Raw genomic sequence first — 17,131 nt, forward strand, 5'->3', positions numbered from 1 at the left:
ATCAGCGTGCGGGCCAACATCCCCGACCGATGCGAGAGGCGTGACATGCTGGGGCATCTCTACGATCGGGCGCTGAAAGGCGAGAGATGTTGGGTCCGCCACGACGACGGCGAGCTTCGGCCCCTGCCGGCCCACCGGTGGCTGGGCGATCGATGTCCCGACCCACGCGACGCTTCCGACGATGCCTTCGACGACGCCGTCACCGGGATGTGCACCGGACCGACGATCGAGCTCGGCTGTGGGCCAGGACGGTTGGTCGCCAGGCTGACCCGGCGGGGGATACCCGCGCTCGGCATCGACCGGTCGGCGACGGCCATCCGCCTGGCGGGCCGCGGCGGTGCGCCGGCGCTGCTGGGCGACGTGTTCGAGCCGCTGCCCGGCACCGGCCTCTGGCAGACGGTTCTGCTGGTCGACGGCAACGTCGGCCTGGGCGGCGACCCCCGGCGGATCCTGGGGCGCGCCGCCGAGCTGCTGGTCAGCGGGGGGCGCTGCATCGCCGAGTTCGACACGGAGGTCATCGGCGTGCACGCCCGCTGGGTACGGCTGGAGACCGCCGGCGACGTGGGGCCCTGGTTCCGCTGGGCGTCGGTTGGGGTGGACAGCGCCGCGGCGCTGGCCGCGCAGGTGGGCCTGACGCTGACCGGCGTGTGGCTGATCTGCGGCCGGGTGATTGCGAGCCTCGCGGCCTTGTGAGCCGCCGATGAAATTTCGCAGCCCCCTGCGCGGCCCCTGGCTGACGTCGGTGTTCGCGCTGGTGTTGCTGGCCGCGCTGCCGATCGTGGCCCTCACCGGGCTGCTGTCCTACATCGCCTACGGACCGCAACTCGGCCAGGCCATCCCCGCCGACGTCGGCTGGTTGCGCCTGCCCGCCTTCACCTGGCCGGTCCGCCCGTCGTGGTTATACCGGCTGACCCAAGGCGTGCACGTGGGCCTGGACCTGGTGATCGTGCCGGTGGTGCTGGCCAAGCTGTGGTCGGTGATCCCGCGGCTGTTCGTGTTTCCCCCGGCCCGCTCGGTCGCCCAGTTGCTGGAGCGATTGTCGTTGCTGGCGCTGGTCGGTGGGGTGCTCTTCGAAATCGTCACCGGGGTGCTGAACATCCAGTACGACTACGTCTTCGGGTTCAGCTTCTACACCGCCCACTACTTCGGGGCCTGGGTGTTCATCGCCGGCTTCTTGATGCACATCGCGCTCAAGCTTCCGCGCATGGTCGCCGGGCTGCGGTCGCTGCCGTTGCGAGAAGTGTTGCGCACCAACCGGACCGACACCCGTCCGCAGCCGCCCGATCCCGACGGCCTGGTGGCCGCCGATCCGGCCGAGCCGACCATGAGCCGGCGCGGCGCGCTGGCGCTGGTCGGTTCGGGCGTGCTGCTCGTCGCCGCGCTGACCGTGGGTCAGACGCTCGGCGGCGCGGCGCGCGAAGCCGCCCTGCTGCTACCCCGGGGCAGGGGCCGGGGCGACTTCCCGGTCAACAAGACCGCCGCCGCCGCGGGCATCGCACCCGAAACAGTCGGCGCGAGTTGGCGTTTGACCCTGCGCGGCGGGCCGACGGAGGTGGTGTTGGACCGCGCGGCGCTGGCCGGTCTGCCGCAGGCCGGCGCGCGGCTGCCGATCGCGTGCGTCGAGGGGTGGTCGACCGTGCAGAGCTGGAGCGGGGTCCGGTTGGCCGAGCTGGCCCGGCTGGCGGGGGTGCCGGCGCCGCGGGTGGCGCGGGTGGCGTCGCTGCAGCGGGGCGGGGCGTTCGGCGCGGCGACGCTGCAGGCCAACCAGATTCACGACCCCGACGCGTTGTTGGCGCTGCGGGTCAACGGCGCCGACCTGCCGCTGGATCACGGGTACCCGGCTCGCATCATCGTCCCGGCACTACCCGGCGTGCACAACACCAAATGGGTGTCGTCCATCGAATTCGAGGCCAGCTGAGATGCCGTCGTTCTCAACGCGTTTCGCGGCGATCTACGGCTCGCGCCCGCTGCACCTGCTGACGATGCTGTCTGGTTTCGCGCTGTTGGGCTACCTGCTGGCCACCTTCGGGCCGGCGACGCTGTGGAACTTCGGCACCTGGTGGCAGTCGATCGCCGTCTGGTTGGCCGCCGCGGTGATCGCCCACGACCTGGTGCTCTTCCCGCTCTACGCGCTGGCCGACCGGATGCTGTCCCGGCTAAAAGTGAGCGCCCGCAACCACATTCGGGTGCCCGCCCTCGGGGCCGGGCTGACGCTGTTGCTCTTTCTGCCGGGCATCATCCGGCAGGGCGCCCCGACGTACCAGGCCGCCACCGGGCAGACCCAGCAGCCGTTTCTGGGCAGGTGGCTGCTGCTCGCCGCGGCGATGTTCGCGGTGAGCGCTATCTGCTACGCCGCGCGACTCGCCGTGGCCCATCGCCACGCCGCGCGTCAGCCGCAAGGCAAACGGCCAAAGCCGCCCAATCACGAAATAGGCGAGACATAGCAAACCACGCTTCCGAACACCTGCTACGAAGCCGATCGCCACTAACGCAATCGTCAGTTTTGCCCATCCCTCCGGGGGTACAGTCCCGTACATGACTGCGAGGCGACCCCGCATGACGCCGTGCGTGAGATGGTTGCTGCGGGCCGGCCCCGCCGACTACATGCTGGCCCTGAGCGAGGTCGGCGCTTCGCTACCGGTCTTCGGAAAGAGCCTCGAGCCGCTCGGCGCGCTGACCGCGATGGGCGTCTGGGGTGCGCGGCACGCGCCGGTGGCCCTGTCCGCGATGACCAAGGACTGGCTGACCCCCGGCGTCAACGACACCCGCCGCCAGGATCGGGAAGGAACCCGGGAGGCCTCCCTCGCCGCGCTGCGCGGCGTCGTGTCCGCGGCCGACCTCGACGCCGACTGGCCCGTCGCCGAACGGACCCCGCCGATCTGGGATGCGCTGCGCCAGCGCCGCTACCTCTACCGCCGCGGCGTGCACTACGGCGACAACCCCGCGCAGGTGCTCGATGTCTGGCGGCGCAAGGACCTGCCCGCGCAACCGGCGCCGGTGCTCATTTTCGTCCCGGGCGGCGCCTGGGTGCACGGCCGCTGCATGGGGCAGGGATCCGCGCTGATGTCCCGGCTGGCCGAGCAGGGCTGGGTGTGCCTGGCGATCGACTACCGCGTCGCGCCGCACCACCGCTGGCCGCGCCACATCACCGACGTCAAGACCGCCATCGCGTGGGCCCGCGCCAACGTCGACAAGTTCGGCGGCGACCGCAATTTCGTTGCGGTGGCGGGCTGTTCGGCCGGCGGGCACCTGTCCGCGCTGGCCGGGTTGACCCCCGACGACCCGGCGCACCGCGCCGAGCTGCCCGAGGGCGCCGACACGTCGGTGGATGCGGTGGTCGGCATCTACGGCCGCTACGACTGGGAGGACCGTTCCACGCCCGAGCGCGCCCGGTTCGTCGACTTCCTGGAGCGGGTGGTGGTCAAGAAATCGATCGCCCGTCACCCCCAGGTCTTCCGCGACGCGTCCCCGATCGCGCGGGTGCACCGGAATGCGCCGCCGTTCTTGGTGATTCACGGCAGCAAGGACAGCGTCATCCCGGTCGAGCAGGCGCGCGGCTTCGTCGACCGGTTGCGGGCCGTGTCGCATTCGACGGTCGGCTACCTGGAGCTGCCCGGCGCGGGGCACGGCTACGACCTGGTCGACGGCGAGCGCGCCGGCGCGGCCGCGCACGCCGCGTCGCTGTTCCTCAACCAGGTCTACCGGACCAAATCGCAGATCGGCGCGAAAGAGGTTATCTGAGCTCGCGCCGCTGAGTATGGTCCCTCTATGGGTAAGGCGCAGCGGTGAAAAGGCTTAGCGGCTGGGACGCGGTACTGCTGTACAGCGAGGCCCCCAACGTGCACATGCACACCATCAAGGCCGCCGTCATCGAACTGGCGGAGGACCGGCGCGACTTCGGCATCGACGCGTTCCGCCAGGTGATCGGCGGCCGGCTGAACAAGCTCGAGCCGTTCTGCTATCAGCTCGTCGAGATCCCGTTCAAGTTCCACCACCCGATGTGGCGCGAACACTGCGACCTCGACCTCGAGTACCACATCCGCCCGTGGCGGCTGCCCGCGCCCGGCGGCCGGCGCGAACTGGACGAGGCGATCGGGCGGATCGCCAGCACCCCGCTGGACCGCGCACGCCCGCTCTGGGAGATGTACTTCATCGAGGGCCTGGCCAATCACCGGATCGCGGTGGTCGCCAAGATCCACCACGCGCTGGCCGACGGCGTCGCCTCGGCCAACCTGATGGCCCGCGGCATGGACCTGCAGGCCGGGCCCGAGGACGCCCCCTACCTGTGCGACCCCGCGCCCACCCGCCGGCAGCTGATGGGCTCGGCCTTCGCCGACCACCTGCGCCACATCGGGCGCATTCCCGGCACGATCCGCTACACCGCGCAGGGGCTGGGCCGGGTGCGCCGCAGCGCGCGCAAGCTCTCCCCGGAGCTGACCCGGCCGTTCACGCCGCCGCCCACCTTCATGAACCACATGATCACCCCGGAGCGCAGGTTCGCCACCGCCACGCTGGCGCTGGCCGACGTCAAGGAGACCGGCAAGCGGCTCGGGGCGACCATCAACGACATGGTGCTGGCCATGTCGAGCGGCGCCCTGCGCACGCTGCTGCTGCGCTACGACGGCCAGGCCGAACCGCTGCTGGCGTCGGTGCCGATGAGTTTCGACTTCTCCCCCGAACGAATCTCCGGCAACCGCTTCACCGGGGTGCTGGTGGGTCTGCCCACCGACTCCGACGACCCGCTGGAACGCGTGCGGTGCTGCCACGAGAACGCGATCGCCGCCAAGGAGAGCAACCAGCTGATGGGCCCGGAGCTGGTCAGCCGATGGGCGGCCTACATGCCACCCGCGGGAACGGAGGCCTTCTTCCGCTGGGCGTCCGGCCGCGACGGGCACAACAAGATCCTGAACCTGAACATCTCCAACGTGCCCGGCCCCCGCGAGCGCGGCCGGGTGGGCGGGGCGCTGGTCACCGAGATCTACTCGGTGGGGCCCCTGACCGCGGGCAGCGGCCTCAACATCACCGTGTGGAGCTACGTCGACCAGCTCAACATCTCGGTGCTGTCCGACGGCGCCACCCTCAAGGACCCGCACGAGGTGACCGAGGCGATGGTCTCCGATTTCATCGAAATACGCAGGGCCGCAGGGCTTTCCGAGGACCTGACCGTCGTCGAGACCGCCATGGCGCCGGCCTGACCGGTCGCGGCGGGCAATTACGGTAACGGCACTCTCGGCTGGTGCTAATGCCATTCTGGTCGGCCGTTACCATCTGGTCCTATGAGCAATGGGAGCGAAGACGCCAACGAACCCGAAGTTCTCGTCGAGCAACGGGACCGCATTCTGATCATCACCATCAACCGGCCGAAGGCCAAGAACGCGGTCAACGCCGCGGTGGCCCAGGGGCTGGCCGACGCGATGGACCGGCTCGACGGCGACCCGGGCCTGTCGGTGGGCATCCTGACCGGCGCGGGCGGCTCGTTCTGCGCGGGCATGGACCTCAAGGCGTTCGCCCGCGGCGAGGTTCCCATCGTCGAGGGCCGCGGCATGGGCTTCACCGAGCGGCCGCCGGCCAAGCCGCTGATCGCGGCGGTCGAAGGCTTCGCCCTGGCCGGCGGGACGGAGCTGGCGCTGGCCACCGACCTCATCGTGGCGTCGAAGGACTCGGCCTTCGGCATCCCCGAGGTCAAGCGCGGCCTGGTGGCCGGCGGCGGGGGACTGCTGCGGCTGCCCGAGCGCATCCCGCCCGCCATCGCCATGGAGCTGGCGCTGACGGGCGAGAACTTCAGCGCCGAGCGGGCGCACGCCCTGGGCATGGTCAACGTGCTCGCCGAACCCGGCGGCGCGCTGGACGCCGCGATCGAGCTGGCGGAGAAGATCACCGCCAACGGGCCGCTGGCCGTCGCCGCCACCAAACGCATCATCGTGGAATCCCGCAGCTGGAGCCCCGACACGATGTTCGCCGAGCAGGGCAAGATCCTGATGCCGGTGTTCTCGTCCAACGACGCCAAGGAGGGCGCGATCGCGTTCGCCGAGAAGCGGCCGGCGCGCTGGACCGGCACCTGAGCGGGTTACACTACGGACGAGATTTGTAACGGGCTGGGTTCCAGGAAGATCAGGGATGAGCATTTCACTGCTGCTCGAGATGGCCGCGTCGAGCAACCCCGATCGCACGGCCGTCGTCGACGGCGAGCTGCGGCTGACGACGCAGCAGCTCAGCGACCTGGCCGACGGCGGCGCCGGCGTCATCGCGGCGTCGGGCGCCAAGCACGTGGCCTACGTCGGCACCGGCGGCGCGCTGCTGCCGGCGCTGATCTTCGCCTCCGCGCGCGCCGGTCTGCCGTTCACCCCGCTCAACTACCGGCTCTCCGCCGACGGGCTGCAGGGGCTGATCGAGCGGCTGCCCGAACCGCTGGTGATCGTCGACGCCCGCTACCGCGACATGCTGGGGGACGCGCCGGATCGGGTCATGGTCTCCGACGAGTTCCTGACGGCGGCGCGCGACGCCGAGCCCGCGAGCGAATTCCCCGACCCGGAGTCCGTCGCGATCGTGTTGTTCACGTCGGGCACCACGTCGCAGCCCAAGGCCGTCGAGCTCTCGCACAACAACCTGACCAGCTACGTCACCGGGACGGTGGAGTTCGAGTCGGCGGACGAGAGCGACGCCGCGCTGATCTGCGTGCCGCCCTATCACATCGCCGGGGTGGGCGCCGCGCTGTCGAACCTGTATGCGGGCCGAAAGATGGTGTACCTGCCCAACTTCGACGCCCAGGAATGGGTGCGGCTGGTCAACGCCGAGCGGGTGACCACCGCGACGGTGGTGCCGACCATGCTGGACCGCATCGTCACCGCGCTGCAGAGCGGCGACGGGGCGGCGATCGAGCTGCCGTCGCTGCGCAACCTGGCCTACGGCGGCTCGAAGGTGGGGCTGCCGCTGGTGCGACGGGCGCTCGAACTGCTGCCGCAGGTCGGCTTCGTCAACGCCTACGGCCTGACCGAGACGAGCTCGACCATCGCGGTGCTGACGCCCGACGATCACCGCGAGGCGCAGGCCGCGCCAGCGCCGCACGTGGCCAAGCGGCTGGGATCGGTCGGGCGCCCCGTCCCCGGCGTCGAGCTGCAGATCCGCGACGACGAGGGCAGGGTGCTCGGTCCCGGCGAGACGGGCGAGTTGTTCGTGCGTGGTGAGCAGGTCTCCGGCCGCTACACCGGGATCGGCTCGGTGCTCGACGAAAACGGTTGGTTCCCAACCAAAGACATCGCGACGCTCGACGACGAGGGCTACCTGTTCATCGGCGGGCGCAGCGACGACACCATCATCCGCGGCGGCGAGAACATCGCGCCCGCCGAGCTGGAGGAGGTGCTCATCGAGCACGCCGGAGTCCGCGACGTCGCCGTGGTCGGCGTGGAGGATCCCCAGTGGGGCCAGGCGATCGTGGCCGTGGTGGTGCCGGCCGACGGGACCGATCCCGACCCCGAGGAACTGCGCGAGCATGTCCGAAAGAGTTTGCGCGGCTCGCGCACCCCCGACCGGGTAGTGTTTCGCGACGAGCTGCCGACGACGCCGACGGGCAAAGTGCTTCGCCGGGAAATCATCGAAACGCTAAAGGGATTGAGTGCATGATCAAGAACGGAACCCGCCTCGCCAGCCAGGTGTGCGACACCCAGGTCATCGTGGTTCGCAGCGCCGACAGCCTCGACGATCTGCGTTGCGGCGGCGCCCCGATGGTGCCGATCGGCGGCGAGCGCTCCGGCGATCTGGACCCGGCGTTCTCCGACGGCACGGTGATGGGCAAGCGCTACGTCGACGAGACCGGCGCCGAGGTGCTGGTCACCAAGCCCGGCGCCGGCAGCCTGAGCGTCGGCGCGACCAAGCTGTCACTCAAAGAGGTCAAGCCGCTGCCGGCCAGCGACTGACCGCCGCCTAGAACCCCTGCCCCCCGTCGGCCCCGGGCACGCCGAGCAGCAGCCCGCCGGTGCCGCCGATCCCGCCGAATTGGCTTGAGCTGGGGCCGAATCCGGTGCCGCCGGCCCCGCCGTTGCCGATCAACTGCGCGTTGCCCCCGTTGCCGCCCACCGATCCGCCGAAGGGGTTGCTGCCGAACCCGGCGTCGCCGCCGCGGCCGCCACCGCCGGTGAGGCCGGCGTTGCCGCCGCGGCCGCCGGCGCCGCCGTTGCCGAAGCCCTGGCCGCCCTGCCCGCCGGCCCCGCCGTCGCCGTACAGCCCGATCGCGTTGCCGCCGGCGCCGCCGGCACCGCCGGCGCTGTAGGCGGATTGGCCGCCCGCGCCGCCGTGACCGCCGTTGCCCAACAGGGTGCCGCCGGCGCCCCCGGCGCCGCCGGCGCCGCCCGCTTCGAAGGCAATCGAGTTATCGGCGGCGCCGCCGGTGCCGCCGGCGCCGCCGTCGCCGATCAGACCCGCGGACCCGCCGCCGCCGCCGACCTTGCCGCCCGAGCCGTTGCCGCCGTCGCCGCCGCTGCCGCTGAACATCCCACCGGCACCGCCGTTGCCACCCACGTTGCCGCGGGTGGCGAATCCGGCATTGCCGCCGCGGCCGCCGTCGCCGTGCAGCAGGCCGCCATGGCCGCCCTGGCCGCCGGCGCCGGCGATGCTGTTCTGCAAATCGCCGAGCTGGCCGGAGCCGCCGTCGCCGCCGGCGCCCCCGCTGCCGAACAGCCCGACGGCGTCCCCGCCCCTGCCGCCGGTGCCTCCCGTGGTGGGGGTGAGGGCAAACCCGCCCGGCCCGCCGGGGCCGCCGTTGCCGAACAGCATCCCGCCGGCGCCTCCGGCGCCGCCGTTGCCGGCGGACTGGGAGCCGACCGCGGGCCCGCCGGCGCCGCCCGCGCCGCCGTTGCCCCACAGCCCGGCGGCCCCGCCGTTACCGCCGGGCCCGCCGGGGCCGAAATTGGTTGCGGGTGTGCCCGACCCGCCATTGCCGCCGTTGCCCCACAACAGCCCGCCAGCGCCGCCGTTCTGCCCGGTCCCGGGCAGTCCGTCGACGCCGTTGCCGATCAGCGGTCGGCCCAACAGCAGCTCGGTGGGCGTGTTGACCGCGTTGAGCACTTCCTGCTGCAGGGCCTGCCACGGGTTGGCCACCGCCGCGGCGTTGGCCGCCTCGGCGCCGGCATAGGCGCCCGCGCCCGCGTTCAGGGCCTGGACGAATTGGTCGTGGAAGGACGCCACCTGGGCGCTGAGCGTCTGATACCCCTGGCCGTGCGCGGCGAAGAACGCAGCCACCGCCGCCGACACTTCGTCGGCGCCCGCGGCCAGCACCCGCGTGGTTTGGGTCGCCGCCGCGGAGTTCGCCTGGGTGAGCGTCGACCCGATCCTCGCCAGATCCGTGGCGGCGACGGACACCAGGTCGGGTTGTGCGATCATGAACGACATCTCGGTACCTCCGGCGAAATCGGGCTCGCTCGCCGGGACCAAGCGATTGTCGAGCAGCGTTTGCGGAGCAAATGGTATCGCGACGTTCGCCGCGCCACACGGTTTTGCCGGACTAGCCGGGAATTCCGTTGCGAATGACGAATTCCCTTGCCTTGATCAGGAATTCGAGCTGCTCGCCCACCTGGCGCAACGGGCCGGTGCTGCGGGTCGAGCGGGACAGCACGACGGCGCCTTCCAGCGCGGCGATTGCCATCACCGCCAGCGACGCGGCGTCGGCGTCGTCGAAGCCGTCGTTGGCGAACGCCCGCGTCAGCGCGGTGCACCAGCGGCCCAGGATCCCGCCGGCCTCGGCGGACAGCTTGGGGTCGGCGTCGTCGGACCCGATCGCCGCGGCGACCACCGGACATCCGGCGGCGAAGTCACCCTCGGTCAGCACGCGCACCCAGAACTCGACGAACTCGCGCAGCAGCGCCCGGGCGCCCCACCCGGCGGCGTCGTCGATCATCGTGGTGATGGAGTCGCCCGAATACCGCAACGCCTCGGCGAGAATCTGATTGCGCCCCTCGGGAAAGTGGTAGTACACCGAGCCGCGGGGTGCGCCGCTGCGGGCGAGCACCTCGTCGATGGTCACCCCGGCCGCACCGCGCTCGCGCATCACCTCGGCGGCGCTGACCAGCATCTTCGTGCGGGTGTCGCAGCGTTTCGTTCGCGGGGTGGCCGCCTTGGCGTCGGTGCGAGTCGGCACTGTCGTACCTCCCGTGGCTGGCGTCATGCAGCGTGCGAGTGCCGCACTATGGGCCAGTGCATATTACGGCTGAACCGGAACGGCCGCCGCTTGAAGTCGGGCATCTGCCGAGTGAACTGGTAGCCGGCGACGTTGAGCTCGATGATCCACATTATTCTCTCCCGGCCTGTGTTAGGCCCATGATTATGCTGAGAAGCATATAAGACAGCAGTCCAGTAAGCAACTTTTATTCCCTAAGCAACCCGCACAGCACGGCAAACGGCGTGCGGAGGGCACAGCGATCGCGATCAGCACGGGCGTGGCGGACCGGTTTATATGCCGTATTGCATAATCTGTCCGGCCACCGCCGTAACGCCGAACGTGCAGTCAGGGCGGAAAAAACGCGAAAACCCCGCCATGTCGTCACGCTCGGCGGGGTCTTCGGCGCGGGCTAAAAGCTACTCGACCGTGTAGCCCATCGGCATCAGCACGCTCTTGTGCTGGGTGAAGTGCTCCACGCCCTCCGGGCCGTTCTCGCGGCCGATGCCGGAGTTCTTGTAGCCGCCGAACGGACAGCACGGGTCGAAGGCGTACCAGTTGATCGCGTACGTGCCGGTGCGGATCTTCTCCGAGATCTCGATGCCCTTCGGCACGTCGGAGGTCCACACGCTGCCGGCCAGGCCATACACCGAGTCGTTGGCGATCTTGATCGCGTCCTCCTCGGTGTCGTAGGGGATGATGGACAGCACCGGCCCGAAGATCTCCTCCTGGGCGATGGTCATCTTGTTGTCGACGTCGGCGAATACCGTTGGCTGCACGAAGAACCCGTTGTCCAGACCCTCGGGGCGCCCGCCGCCGCACACCAGCCGGGCGCCCTCCTCGATGCCCTTGGCGATGTAGCCCTCGACCCGGGCGCGCTGCTTCTCGCTGATCAGCGACCCGATCTGGGCGGCCGGGTCCGACGGCGGTCCGACCGGCAGTGCCTGCACGAAAGCGCTTACCGCGTCGACGATTTCGTCGTACCGCGACCGCGGCGCCAGGATGCGGGTCTGGCCCACACAGGCCTGCCCGGTGTTCATGATCCCGGCGAACACCATCATCGGGACCGCGGCGGCCAGGTCGACGTCCTCGAGGACGATGGCCGCCGATTTCCCGCCGAGCTCCAGCGTGCACGGCTTGAGCATCTCCGCGGCGCGCCGGCCGATCTCCTTGCCGACGCCCGAGCTGCCGGTGAAGGTGAACAGGTCGACGTCGCGGTTGGAGGTCAGCGCCTGCCCGGTCTCGATCCCACCGGGCACCACCGACAGCACCCCCTCGGGCAGGCCCGCATCGGCGAACACCTCCGCCAAAGCGTTTGCCGTCAACGGGGTTTCGGCGGCCGGCTTGAGCACCACCGTGCAGCCGGCCAGCAGCGCCGGGCCCAGCTTGTTGACCGCCAAGAACAGCGGCACGTTCCATGCGATGATCGCGCCCACTACGCCGATCGGCTCGCGGTGCACGATGGTCTGCCCGTAGGAGCCGTTGCGGATCTCCCGCCACTTGACCTGGTCGACGGCGGGGCCGGCGAAGAAGCTCATCGCCCCCATCGAGCCCATCCAGTGCATCGTCTCGATGGTCATCGGCGGCTGGCCGGTCTCGTCGGCGAGCAGCTTGGCGAACAGCTCCTTGCGCTCGTCGAGCAGCTGGTTGGCCTTGGCGATGACGGCCGCGCGCTCCTTGGGCGGCGTCGCGGGCCACGGCCCGCTGTCGAACGCGGCGCGCGCCGCGGCGACCGCGGCGTCGACGTCGGCGGCGGCGGCCATCGGCACCCTGCCGACGTACTCGCCGGTCGCCGGGCAGTGCACCTCGATGACCTCGTCGGTCGACGGTTCGGTCCACTTGCCGCCGATGAAAAGCTTGTCGTATTCGGTCGTAACGTCACCCATGCGCGCCACCCTACCCAAGCCGAAGCAAAACGAGAACATGTTTCATTCTCGGGGCGAGAGCACCAGCACCAGATTGCTCACCGCGAACTCGCGCAGCCCCCGCGCCGAGGTCAGCCACCACGCCCATCGGGGGTGGTAGCGAGGAAATGCGGCCACCGCGGCGCCCGTGCTCGTCGCCCAGCTCAGCCCGTCGGCGACCGACACCGCGAATAACGACGACCCGTAGTTGTTTTTGGCCGGGTGGCCGTGCTTGCGGGAGTAGCGCGCGGCGGCCCGGGCGCCGCCGAGGTAGTGGGTCAGGCCCATCTCGTGACCGCCGAACGGGCCCAGCCACACGGTGTAGGAGAGCACGACCAGCCCACCGGGCCGGGTCACCCGCAGCATCTCGCCGCCGAGCTGCCAGGGCCGCGGGACGTGTTCGGCCACGTTGGAGGACAGGCAGATGTCCACCGAGTCGTCGGCGAACGGCAGCGCCATGCCCGACGCCCGGACGAATTGCGCGGATGAGCGCGCGAAAGCCGGTTCCGCCGCGTGCATCTCGTCGGGATCCGGTTCCACGCCGACGTACCGCAGGCCGGCATCGCCGAACGCCGCCGCGAAATATCCGGGGCCGCCGCCGACGTCGAGCAGCGTGCGGCCGGCCGGCGGCGCGCCGTGGGTTGCGCGCCACAGGTCGCCGACCATCGCCGCGGTGTCGGCGGCGAGTTCGGTATAGAAGCGGGCCGGGTCGGAGCGCTCGTAGCGAAAGGCCGCCAGCAGCCGCAGCGACCGGCGCAACGTCGCCCGCCGCGCGAAAACGTCAGTCATGGCCACCGGCCAACCCTACGCAGCACCGGCGAGTTTCCCCGCCGGTAGGCTGACCGGTAATGTCTGCTCTCCGCTCGGTCCTGCTGCTGTGCTGGCGCGACACCGGGCACCCGCAGGGCGGCGGCAGCGAAACCTACTTGCAGCGCGTCGGCGCGCAGCTGGCCGCCTCGGGGATCGCCGTCACGCTGCGCACCGCCCGCTATCCGCGCGCGCCGCGCCGCGAAGTCGTCGACGGCGTGCGCATCCACCGCGCCGGCGGCCGGTACTCCGTCTACGTGTGGGCGCTGCTGGCCATGGGCGCGGCGCGCATCGGTCTGGGGCCGCTGCGCGCGGTGCGCCCCGACGTGGTCGTCGACACCCAGAACGGCCTGCCGTTCTTGGCCCGGCTGGTGTACGGCCGGCGGGTGGCCGTGCTGGTCCACCACTGCCACCGCGAGCAATGGCCGGTGGCCGGGCCGGTGCTCGGCCGGATCGGCTGGTTCGTGGAGTCGTGGTTGTCGCCGCGGCTCAACCGGCGCAACCAGTACGTGACGGTGTCGCTGCCGTCGGCGCGCGACCTCGTCGCGCTCGGCGTGGCCAACGAACAGATCGCGGTGGTGCGCAACGGCCTCGACGAGGCGCCCGCGCGGTCGCTGTCCGGTCCGCGCTCGGCCGTGCCGAGGGTCGTGGTGCTCTCGCGGCTGGTGCCGCACAAGCAGATCGAGGACGCGCTGGAAGCCGTCGCCGCGCTGCGGCAAAGAAACCCCAACATGGCCGGTCTGCACCTCGACATCGTCGGCGACGGCTGGTGGCGCCGGCGGCTCGTCGACCACGCGCAACGGCTCGGCATGTCCGGCGCGGTGACCTTCCACGGCCACGTCGACCACGTGACCAAACACCATGTGCTGCAAGGCTCCTGGGTGCACGTGCTGCCGTCGCGCAAGGAGGGCTGGGGCCTGGCGGTGGTCGAGGCGGCCCAGCATCGGGTGCCCACCATCGGCTACCGCTCCTCGGGCGGGCTGTCCGACTCCATCGTCGACGGGGTGACCGGGATCTTGGTGGACAGCCGCGCCGAACTGGAGGACCGCCTCGAAGAACTGCTCGCGGACCCGGTGCTGCGCGATCAGCTCGGCGCGAAGGCGCAGACGCGCAGCGGCGAGTTCTCCTGGACCCAGAGCGCCGACGCGATGCGCGGCGTGCTGCAGGCGGTCCAAACCGGCGAGTTCGTCAGCGGCGTCGTTTAGCAGCCAGAGCGCCGACAGCCCCCACGACCAGCATCGCCAGCCACGCGAGGTGCGCGATCAGCGTGGCGGTGCGCCGCGCCCCGGCGACACCGGGGCTGTCGCCCCCGAGCCGGTAAAGCGTCAGCCGGCCGTCGCGGTGGACCGGCGTCAGCGCGTCGAGCGTGCGGGCGGCGGCGCCTGTGTCGCCGGCGCTGTCGGATTCGACGACGAGCCAGCCCACGCCGGCCCGGGCCAGCGTCGCCGGGTCGGCCCCCGCCAGCAGCAGGCCCTGCACGGCGCGGGCGTGATCGCCCTCCCCGGGCACGACGACCCCGGAGACGGCCAGGTCGCCGGTGGTCAGCACGTCGGCGCGCACCCAGCGCGGCAGCGGGTCGAGCACCGGCGACGGGCCCGCCCAACCAAACAGCCGCATGGTGCCGGCCGGCAGCACCGCGACCGTGCGCGGGTCGCCGTTGATCGCCGCCGCCACCGCCGACCACCCCGCCGGGTAGCGCACCGGCGTGACCTTGCCCCACACCCCCCACGCCAGGTCCGGCAGCGCCAGGAGCAGCGCGAGGCAGCAGACCAGCGCCGCCGCCGGGGCCCGCACCCAGCGCCGCAGCGTCACGACGGCGCCGGGGCCCGCCAGCGTGTATCCGGGCACCGCCAGCGCCACCCACTTCTGCCCGTCGCGCAGCACCCCGAACCCGGGCGCGGCGTCCACCAGCGCGCGCAGCGCGTGCAGCCCCGGGCCGGTCGCCAACAGGGCCGGCGCCAGCACGGACACCGCGGCCAGCACGAGCAGCGGCACCGCCGGGCGGCGGCGCGCCACCACCGGCAGCCCGGCGGCCACCACCCCGAGCAGCACCACGGCGGACGACACCGCGAAAAGCGTTGCCCGCGAAGCCGGTACGGCCTCGCCGTTCCAGATGCCGCCCAGGCTGGCCAGGCTGGCCAGCGTGCCCAGGCCGGGCTCGGCGCGCGGCGCGAACGCGCCCACCCCGAGCGCCGCGCCCGCGCGCAACGACGAGCCCAGCAGCGCCGCGGTCAGCCAGGGCGCCGCGGCCACCAGCGCGGCGCCCAGCGTCACCGCTGCGCACCACACGCGCGAGCGCCCCGCACCCGGGGCCGTGACGCACACCAGCCCCGCCGCCGCCGCCAGCAGCAGACCGGTCGGGGTCAGCCCGGCCAACGCGATCCAGAACACCAACCCGGAAAACGAGCCGGATCCCGCGCGCAGCCGCAGCACCGCGGCCGCGACCCAGGGCAGGCAGCCGTAGCCGACCAGCAGGCTCCAGTGCCCCTGCAGAAGTCGTTCGGCGACATAGGGATTCCAGATCGCCAGGGTGCACGCGACGAACTCGCCGGGCGTGCCCGCGTCGGGCAGCGCGACGGCGACCAGCCGGGCCGCGCCCCACCCCGCCAGCCACAGCCCCGCCACCAGCAGCGCCTTCACCACGACGCCGCCGTCGAGCACGTGCGAGGCGAGCGCCACCGCGAAGTCCTGGGGCGTCGCCCGCGGCGCCGCCGTCAGGCCCAGGGCGGCATCGGACAGATACGAGCGCGGCGTCGACACCGCGTCGCGCAGCAGCAGATACCCGGGCGCCAGGAGCGGCCCGACCACCAGGAGCGCCAGCAGCAGCGCGTACCCCGGCCGGGTCCAGCGCATCCGAGGCAGCTAGGGCCGTTCGGGCGGGCCGGGTGACTCCGGCGGTCCCGCGGCGGGCGGCCCGGGCTCGGGGGGTTCCACCGGCTCGCCGGCGCCCAGCGTGGGTGCGTCGGGGGCGGGCGCGGCCGGATCATCGCGCGGGGCGGGACGCTGCGTGGGCAGCTTCTCGGTCTCGGCCTCGGCGCCGGGCACCGGTTCCTCGAGGCCGCTGCGGCCGAAGAATTCCTGGTCGGTGCGGTCCAGCCCCGGGTCGGTCAGCGCGCTCTCGGTGCGCAGGCTGAAGGAGGCGAGCACCGCTCCGCCGATCAGCGCGATCAGGCCGACCGCCGTGAACGTAATGGGCAGCACCCGCGACCACAGCGCCAGGCGGTCGCGCTCGTCACGGGCCGCGTTGACCTGCGACTCGACGGTGTCTTCGTTGGTCTTGACCTTGTACTCGACCAGCGTCATCTCCGGCTTGAGCGGGTCGCGGGCGAAGTAGTGGTTGGCGTGCTCGGTCTCCTTGACGATGGTGCCCGACACCGGGTCCACCCAGAAGGTCCGCTGCGCGGCGTAGTAGCGGGTCATGGTGATCTGCTCGGCCGGATCGCCGCCCTGGACCCCCCACATCCCCGCCGACGTGGTCTGCTTGGCGTCCTCCTGGCCGGCCAGCAGCGACTGGTACGCGACCGGGGCCACCAGCTTGCCGTCGGCGTTGTAGCCGACGTTCTGCGTGAAGCGGTACGTGGTCAGGCCGTTGACGTCCTCCTCGGTGTCGTAGTTGACGTCAAACGGCTTCTGCGCGATGGGGTCGAAGTAGGGGTAGGTCTTCTTCTCGGTGTGGAAGGGGAACCGGTAGGACAGCCCGTCGTGGCGCAGTGGCTGGGCGGTGGGCGGGTTCTCGTCGTTGTACGCGCGCGGCTTCTGCAGCGAGCCGCCGGGGTGGGTGTCGTCGGAGACGGCCATCGCCGTCTTGCGGTTGAGGGTGACGGTGTCGACGATCGCCAGCAACAGCCCGCTGTCTTTTTGCTTGTCGGTGCGCCGGACCGACGTGCCGGCCTGCAGGGTGACGACGTCGGCGTTGGCGGGGGATTCGACGCTGATCTGCCGCTGGGACACCAGTGGCACGTTCTGGTTGACCACGAGGTGGTCGGTGGCCAACGACGCCGAGTCGAGGGCCTGCATGGCGGTGCCGTCGCTGACCAGCGTCGCGTCGATGTTCAGCGGCACCTTGGTGATCCTGCTGCTGGTGTATGTCGACAGCAGCAGCGCGGCGATCAGCAGGGCGGCCCCGAGTCCGATGATCGCGCATGCGGCAAACCGCAACATGACTGCTCGGTTCACGTGGCTGTGCCCTCCTCGTGGATCCCTCGTGGCCGCTGGAACCTGACCAAGCAGCGTGGCAAGCCCGTTCGACCCTAACAGCAGAATTTAAGGCCCC

General features: G+C 71.5%; 15 protein-coding genes. 9 read left to right on the forward strand and 6 right to left on the reverse strand.

The annotated features are described in order from the left end of the window. The first annotated feature begins 45 nt into the window (after positions 1 to 45). The 8 genes from AC5Y4Z_RS22750 to AC5Y4Z_RS22785 all read left to right on the forward strand — a co-directional run bounded on the left by AC5Y4Z_RS22750 (position 46) and on the right by AC5Y4Z_RS22785 (position 7,913). Complete coding sequence (locus AC5Y4Z_RS22750) at positions 46 to 693, forward strand: class I SAM-dependent methyltransferase (RefSeq protein ID WP_499967308.1); 648 nt, start codon at positions 46 to 48, stop codon at positions 691 to 693. A 7-nt stretch (positions 694 to 700) separates the two neighbouring features. Next, positions 701 to 1,918: a molybdopterin-dependent oxidoreductase gene (locus AC5Y4Z_RS22755; protein WP_499967174.1), complete on the forward strand. Its 1,218-nt coding sequence runs from the start codon at positions 701 to 703 to the stop codon at positions 1,916 to 1,918. A 1-nt stretch (position 1,919) separates the two neighbouring features. After that, positions 1,920 to 2,444 carry a hypothetical protein gene (locus tag AC5Y4Z_RS22760; protein WP_499967175.1) on the forward strand — a complete coding sequence of 175 codons (525 nt, stop codon included), beginning with the start codon at positions 1,920 to 1,922 and terminating at the stop codon, positions 2,442 to 2,444. A gap of 91 nt (positions 2,445 to 2,535) precedes the next feature. Further along, positions 2,536 to 3,741: an alpha/beta hydrolase fold domain-containing protein gene (locus AC5Y4Z_RS22765; RefSeq protein ID WP_499967176.1), complete on the forward strand. Its 1,206-nt coding sequence runs from the start codon at positions 2,536 to 2,538 to the stop codon at positions 3,739 to 3,741. A 44-nt stretch (positions 3,742 to 3,785) separates the two neighbouring features. Continuing rightward, the gene (locus AC5Y4Z_RS22770) at positions 3,786 to 5,195 is read left to right on the forward strand and encodes a WS/DGAT/MGAT family O-acyltransferase (RefSeq protein ID WP_499967177.1); all 1,410 of its coding nucleotides are present in this window, start codon (positions 3,786 to 3,788) and stop codon (positions 5,193 to 5,195) included. An 81-nt stretch (positions 5,196 to 5,276) separates the two neighbouring features. Further along, a complete protein-coding gene (locus AC5Y4Z_RS22775; protein ID WP_499967178.1) occupies positions 5,277 to 6,062 on the forward strand; it encodes a crotonase/enoyl-CoA hydratase family protein in 786 nt (261 codons plus the stop codon). Between the two features lie 55 nt (positions 6,063 to 6,117). Beyond that, on the forward strand, positions 6,118 to 7,620 hold the full coding sequence (locus AC5Y4Z_RS22780; protein WP_499967179.1) for a class I adenylate-forming enzyme family protein: 1,503 nt from the start codon (positions 6,118 to 6,120) through the stop codon (positions 7,618 to 7,620). Beyond that, positions 7,617 to 7,913, forward strand: a complete 297-nt coding sequence (locus AC5Y4Z_RS22785) for a hypothetical protein (RefSeq protein WP_499967180.1) — start codon at positions 7,617 to 7,619, stop codon at positions 7,911 to 7,913. Before AC5Y4Z_RS22780 ends, AC5Y4Z_RS22785 begins: the two co-directional genes overlap by 4 nt. Before the next feature lie 7 nt (positions 7,914 to 7,920). Here the strand turns inward: AC5Y4Z_RS22785 and AC5Y4Z_RS22790 are convergent, their stop codons facing one another. From AC5Y4Z_RS22790 to AC5Y4Z_RS22805, 4 genes are all read right to left on the reverse strand, one after another. Beyond that, on the reverse strand, positions 7,921 to 9,384 hold the full coding sequence (locus AC5Y4Z_RS22790; protein WP_499967181.1) for a PE family protein: 1,464 nt from the start codon (positions 9,382 to 9,384) through the stop codon (positions 7,921 to 7,923). A gap of 112 nt (positions 9,385 to 9,496) precedes the next feature. Further along, positions 9,497 to 10,063 carry a TetR/AcrR family transcriptional regulator gene (locus AC5Y4Z_RS22795; protein WP_499967309.1) on the reverse strand — a complete coding sequence of 189 codons (567 nt, stop codon included), beginning with the start codon at positions 10,061 to 10,063 and terminating at the stop codon, positions 9,497 to 9,499. A 503-nt stretch (positions 10,064 to 10,566) separates the two neighbouring features. Beyond that, positions 10,567 to 12,033, reverse strand: a complete 1,467-nt coding sequence (locus AC5Y4Z_RS22800) for an aldehyde dehydrogenase (protein WP_499967182.1) — start codon at positions 12,031 to 12,033, stop codon at positions 10,567 to 10,569. A 42-nt stretch (positions 12,034 to 12,075) separates the two neighbouring features. Further along, positions 12,076 to 12,846 carry a class I SAM-dependent methyltransferase gene (locus AC5Y4Z_RS22805; RefSeq protein WP_499967183.1) on the reverse strand — a complete coding sequence of 257 codons (771 nt, stop codon included), beginning with the start codon at positions 12,844 to 12,846 and terminating at the stop codon, positions 12,076 to 12,078. 53 nt (positions 12,847 to 12,899) lie between these two features. Between AC5Y4Z_RS22805 and AC5Y4Z_RS22810 the strand changes: the two genes are divergently transcribed. Continuing rightward, the gene (locus AC5Y4Z_RS22810) at positions 12,900 to 14,063 is read left to right on the forward strand and encodes a glycosyltransferase family 4 protein (protein WP_499967184.1); all 1,164 of its coding nucleotides are present in this window, start codon (positions 12,900 to 12,902) and stop codon (positions 14,061 to 14,063) included. On the opposite strand, the gene AC5Y4Z_RS22815 is transcribed toward AC5Y4Z_RS22810, so the two are convergent. Continuing rightward, entirely contained in the window at positions 14,047 to 15,711 is a 1,665-nt protein-coding gene (locus tag AC5Y4Z_RS22815) for an MmpA family trehalose lipid delivery protein (protein ID WP_499967185.1), read from the reverse strand. The two genes, AC5Y4Z_RS22810 and AC5Y4Z_RS22815, sit on opposite strands and share 17 nt — an antisense overlap. Before the next feature lie 9 nt (positions 15,712 to 15,720). Then, positions 15,721 to 17,034, reverse strand: coding sequence for a cell envelope lipid trafficking protein PgfA (gene pgfA / locus AC5Y4Z_RS22820; protein ID WP_499967186.1), 1,314 nt, complete (start codon positions 17,032 to 17,034; stop codon positions 15,721 to 15,723). Between the last annotated feature and the right edge of the window lie 97 nt (positions 17,035 to 17,131).

The organism is Mycobacterium sp. NGS63, from assembly GCF_059812295.1.